This is a genomic window from Rhizomonospora bruguierae (genome assembly GCF_018397995.1).
GTDB classification, from domain to species: Bacteria; Actinomycetota; Actinomycetes; order Mycobacteriales; family Micromonosporaceae; genus Rhizomonospora; species Rhizomonospora bruguierae.
On record NZ_BBQH01000142.1, the window covers coordinates 1 to 1,619 of the forward strand.

Consider the following 1,619-nt stretch of genomic DNA (forward strand, 5'->3'; position numbering starts at 1 on the left):
TTTGAATGGCTCTCCCGCTTCCCGAGATCATCGGTTATAGGACGCCACGCTCCGGTAACACAATCCGCAGGTCACCGGGCTGGGGAGGGTCTCCCCAGTTCCCGCCGCCACCATCTGAACGTTCTGTGCCCCATACGCCGGGGAGTTCTTCGCGGCTGCAATCCAGGAGCTACACCGCTTCCATGGCCTTCACCCTGATTTCGGGGGCTCGGCACTCCCTCTGCCCCACCCGAAGGCGAGACCACTAACGACGCCGCAGGCTTCGCTTGATGCTACGGACCGCTCAGTCGCTCCCCCACAAGGGCTTCGACGCTGGGCTTCGACCCGACCCGTTTCCAGACCGAGCCGCCAGCCTGCTACCGGGCCTCCTGGCAGCTACCCGGACCGGACTCACACCGGCAGGCGACGACGAGCTTACGACTGCAGCTGAGCTACACACTCACCTCCAGGTCCGCTGGGCGCACGAAAGACCGAGGCTAACAAGGTTGCGGGGAATCGACGGAGAGGATCATTGACGGTTGCCTCTATAGATCGTTACGCTCCGACATCATAAGGATGCGATGAGTGTCGGGGGCTATGGTGCGGGTTGCGGTTCGTGGGCGTCGGCTGGCGCTAGTGATGACGTCGGTGCTGGCTGGCTCGGCTTTGGCGGGGCCCGTCCTCAGCGACCGACTCGATGGATCGGCCACCGCGTGGGGGTCTGTTCCGGACGGTGTGAGGCTTGCCTCTGAAGTTGTGTTGGAGGCGCCCGATCAGGCCAGTGCGATGCTGCTGGCGCACCGGAAGCGGCGGCCGGTTGAGGTGACGGGGTTGCGGACGCCGACGGCGCAGGTGTGGGCCCAGCCGGATGGCACGTTGCAGTCGCGGGTTCATGTATCACCGGTGCGGATGCTGGACGCGGCGAATCGGTGGGTGGACATTGATCTGACGTTGGAGCGCCGTGCGGACGGGTCGGTGGTGCCGAAGGCGCATCCTCGTGGGCTGAGTCTTTCGGGTGGGCACGACGCGGGGTCGGACGATTTGGTGGTGTTGGGTAGCGGCGTTGAGCAGGTTCGGTTGGGGTGGCGTGGCCAGCTTCCGGCGCCGGTCCTGGATGGTGAGACGGCGACGTATGTGGATGCGCGGCCAGGTGTTGATCTGGTGGTTGAGGCGCGGCGTACGGGGTTTGAGTATTCGTTGCGGGTCAAGACGCCGCAGGCGGTGGCGGAGCTTGAGTCGGTGTCGATGCCGTGGCAGGCGGAGGCCACGCTGACCGGTGGGCGGGTGGGGGAGAGTCTGACTGGTCAGGTGCCGTCGGGTTCGGTGGTGAGTGTGTCGCCGGCGGTGATGTGGGACGCCTCCCCGGTGAGCGAGCAGTCTGGTGAACGTCCGCGCGTAGCTGAGGTTCCGATGGCCTTGGTCGCGACCGATTCGGGGATGGATCTGGTGTTGTTGCCGGGTCAGGGTTTCTTCGCGGATCCGGCGGTGCAGTTCCCGGTGACGGTTGACCCGTCGGTGGACTTGGAGCCGGGGTTCGATACGTTCGTGCAGAACACGATCCAGAACACGGATCAGTCTGGGTCGACTGAGTTGAAGCTCGGGTTCAGCGACGACGCGTCGGCGGGCTGCGGGGGTGGATG

1 pseudogene is annotated in these 1,619 nt (G+C 65.3%); it reads left to right on the forward strand.

Annotated elements, in window-relative coordinates:
• Positions 1–618: 618 nt before the first annotated feature.
• Positions 619–1,619: pseudogene (locus tag KJS59_RS30510) on the forward strand (hypothetical protein); the annotation flags it as partial.